The organism is Streptomyces cacaoi, assembly GCF_006539165.1.
Taxonomy (GTDB): domain Bacteria; phylum Actinomycetota; class Actinomycetes; order Streptomycetales; family Streptomycetaceae; genus Streptomyces; species Streptomyces cacaoi.
In genome coordinates this window covers 1-3,411 of record NZ_BJMM01000134.1, presented here as the reverse complement: position 1 = coordinate 3,411, position 3,411 = coordinate 1, and the positions used below count along the sequence as shown (strand labels likewise).

The following is a 3,411-nucleotide window of genomic DNA, read 5'->3' as shown; positions in this document are numbered from 1 at the left end:
CTGGAACCGCGCCCTGGGATCCTGTGGATCCTGGGCCGGAACCGTACCCCCGACCGGATTCGAACCGGCGCTACCGCCTTGAGAGGGCGGCGTGCTAGGCCGCTACACAACGGGGGCCTCGATCTCGCAGAGTGCGGATCGTGCTGGGCTACCAGGACTCGAACCTAGACTAACTGAACCAGAATCAGTCGTGCTGCCAATTACACCATAGCCCACCGAAACTCAACCCCCTGTGGGGATTTCGCTTGGCTTTGCCGCCTTGAGGTTCTGGGCTTTTCGGCCCCGCCCCTCGCGGCGACAGGAAGAACATTACCTGATCGGGGGCGGTGCTCCAAAACGGGTTCCGCGCCGGCGCCCGGCCGCGGGACCGGCCCCCTGCGCACGGCGTTCCTCCGGCCGTACGGCCCGGACACGGTCACCCGGCGTGCCCGGATCCTCACGGTGCCCGTCCGCCGAGGCACGCGCCCCCGTACGCGCCCGGACGGCGCGGTCCGGCGCGGTCCGGCCAGGGGCGGCCCCGGACGCGGACGAGGCCGGAGCGGGCCCTGTGGGGCGCGCTCCGGCCTCGTGGTGCCGGTCGGGGGCGGGTGCGTCAGCTCAGTGCCGTCAGCGCCGCGTCGATACGGCGGAGCGTCGGCTCCTTGCCGAGCACTTGGAGGGACTCGAACAGGGGCAGGCCCACGGTGCGGCCGGTGACGGCCACCCGGACCGGGGCCTGGGCCTTGCCGAGCTTGAGGCCGTGCTCCTCACCGGCGGCCAGGACGGCCTCCTTGAGGGCCTCGGCCGAGGACCAGTCCGCCGACTCCAGCTTGGCGCGTGCGGTGCGCAGCAGGGCGTCGGAGCCCTCCTTCATCGCCTTCTGCCAGGACTTCTCGTCCCGGACGGGCTCGTCCAGGAACAGGAAGTCGACGTTGGCCGTGATGTCGGACAGGACCGTCAGCCGGGTCTGGGCCAGGGGGGCCAGCTCCTCGAAGGCCGCCTGGGAGAAGTTCTCCGGGGCCCAGGGGGCGTGCGGGGCGTGCAGCCAGGGCTCGCAGGCGGCGATGAAGTCCTTCAGCGGCAGTTCGCGCAGATGCGTGGCGTTGATCGCCTCGCACTTCTTCAGGTCGAAGCGCGCGGGGTTGCCGTTCACGTCGTGGATGTCGAAGGCGGCGACCATCTCGTCCATGGAGAAGATGTCGCGGTCCTCGGAGAGCGACCAGCCCAGCAGGGACAGGTAGTTGAGCAGGCCCTCCGGCAGGAAGCCCTGTTCCCGGTACATGTTCAGCGAGGACTGCGGGTCCCGCTTGGAGAGCTTCTTGTTGCCCTCCCCCATCACGTACGGCAGATGCCCGAACTCCGGGACGCGGCCCGTGCCGATGCCCAGTTCGGCCAGTGCGCGGTACAGCGCGATCTGGCGCGGTGTGGAGGAGAGCAGGTCCTCGCCGCGCAGGACGTGGGTGATCTCCATCAGGGCGTCGTCGACCGGGTTGACCAGCGTGTACAGCGGGGCGCCGTTGGCGCGGAGGATGCCGTAGTCGCTGACGTTCTCCGGCTGGAAGGTGATCTCGCCCCGCACCAGGTCGGTGAAGGTGATCGGCTCGTCCGGCATCCGGAAGCGGACGACGTGGCTGCGGCCCTCGGCCTCGTAGGCGGCGATCTGCTCACCGGTCAGGGTGCGGCAGGTGCCGTCGTAGCCGGAGGGGCGGCCGGCCTTGCGGGCGGCCTCGCGGCGCTCCTCCAGCTCCTCGGCGGTGCAGTAGCAGGGGTAGGCGTAGCCGCCGTCCAGCAGTTTGCGGGCGACGTCGGCGTAGATCTCCATGCGCTGCGACTGGCGGTACGGCGCGTGCGGGCCGCCGAGTTCGGGGCCCTCGTCCCAGTCCAGGCCCAGCCAGCGCATCGCGTCGAGCAGCTGCTCGTAGGACTCCTCGGAGTCGCGGGCCGCGTCGGTGTCCTCGATGCGGAAGACCAGGGTGCCGCCGGTGTGCCGGGCGTAGGCCCAGTTGAACAGGGCGGTACGGACCATCCCGACGTGCGGATTGCCGGTCGGGGAGGGACAGAAACGTACGCGGACCGGGGCGTCCCCGGTCGCTGTCGCGTTAGTCACGCTTGATCACCTTGTTGGTGAGAGTGCCGATGCCTTCGATGGTGACGGCGACCTCGTCGCCGACGTTCAGGGGGCCGACGCCCGCGGGGGTGCCGGTGAGGATGACGTCGCCCGGGAGCAGCGTCATCGCCTCGCTGACGAGGACCACCAGGTCCTCGATGGAGCGGACCATCTCGCTGGTCCGGCCGAGCTGGCGCTGTTCTCCGTTGACGGTGCACATCAGCGCCAGATCGGAGGGGTCCAGCTCGGTCTCCGTCCAGGGGCCGAGGGGGCAGGAGCTGTCGAAGCCCTTGGACCGGGCCCACTGGTTCTCGGCGCGCTGCACATCACGCGCGGTGACGTCGTTCGCGCAGGTGTAGCCGAGGACGACGTCCTTCACCCGCTCCCGCGGTACGTCCTTGCACAGCCGGCCGATGACGACGGCCAGCTCCGCCTCGTGGTGCAGCTCGGAGGAGAAGGCCGGGTACACCACGGGATCGCCCGGGCCGACCACCGAGGTGGAGGGCTTGAAGAAGAGGACGGGGGTCTCGGGGACCTCGTGGCCCAGCTCCCTGGCGTGCTCGGCGTAGTTCCGGCCGACGGCGACGACCTTGTTGGGCAGGACCGGGGGCAGGAGGCGGACCTTGCTCAGGGGCAGCTTCTGCCCCGAGCGTTCGAAGTCGGCGAAAGGGTGGCCCTTGATGATGTCGAGGACGGGTCCGCCTTCGGTGGTGGCGTCCCCCTCGACGACGCCGAAACCGACGGTCCCGTCGAGTGAGAATCTTGCGATGCGCACGGGGGTCCTTCGCTGGGGTTGGGTGACACCCCAGCGTATTCCACCGCCCGCACGGAAAAGGGCCGGGATGTTTCCCTCCCGGCCCCTCACCGCACTCGGCTGTGCGCGGCCCGTGCCGCGCCCGCCGGCCGCCCGGCTTCAGCGCAGGCGTGCCATCAGGGCGTGTTCGACGAGCGTGATCAGTGCGCTCTTGGCGTCCGCGCGGTGCCGGGCGTCGGTGGTGATGATCGGGGCGTCCGGCCCGATCTGGAGGGCCTCGCGGACCTCCTCCGGCGAGTAGGGCTGATGCCCGTCGAAACCGTTCAGCGCGATCACGAAGGGCAGGCCGCTGTTCTCGAAGTAGTCCACCGCGGGGAAGCAGTCCGCCAGCCGGCGCGTGTCCACCAGGACCACCGCGCCGATCGCGCCGCGCACCAGGTCGTCCCACATGAACCAGAAGCGGTCCTGGCCGGGGGTACCGAACAGGTAGAGGATCAGGTCCTGGTCGAGGGTGATCCGGCCGAAGTCCATCGCCACCGTGGTGGTGGTCTTGTCCGCGGTGTGGGTCAGG

3 protein-coding genes and 2 tRNA genes are annotated in these 3,411 nt (G+C 70.1%); all 5 read right to left on the bottom strand.

Annotated elements, in window-relative coordinates; genetic code table 11:
- Window positions 1-44 precede the first annotated feature (44 nt).
- Window positions 45-117 (bottom strand) — tRNA-Glu (locus SCA03_RS34490).
- 26 nt (window positions 118-143) lie between these two features.
- Window positions 144-215, bottom strand: a tRNA-Gln gene (locus SCA03_RS34485).
- Between the two features lie 377 nt (window positions 216-592).
- On the bottom strand, window positions 593-2,086 hold the full coding sequence (gene gltX, locus SCA03_RS34480) for a glutamate--tRNA ligase (protein ID WP_030884362.1): 1,494 nt from the start codon (window positions 2,084-2,086) through the stop codon (window positions 593-595).
- The gene (locus tag SCA03_RS34475) at window positions 2,079-2,861 is read right to left on the bottom strand and encodes a fumarylacetoacetate hydrolase family protein (RefSeq protein WP_030884366.1); all 783 of its coding nucleotides are present in this window, start codon (window positions 2,859-2,861) and stop codon (window positions 2,079-2,081) included. Before SCA03_RS34475 ends, gltX begins: the two co-directional genes overlap by 8 nt.
- Window positions 2,862-2,999: 138 nt before the next feature.
- The coding region (locus tag SCA03_RS34470) for a GTP-binding protein (RefSeq protein WP_141275888.1) at window positions 3,000-3,411 on the bottom strand (412 nt) is incomplete at its 5' end.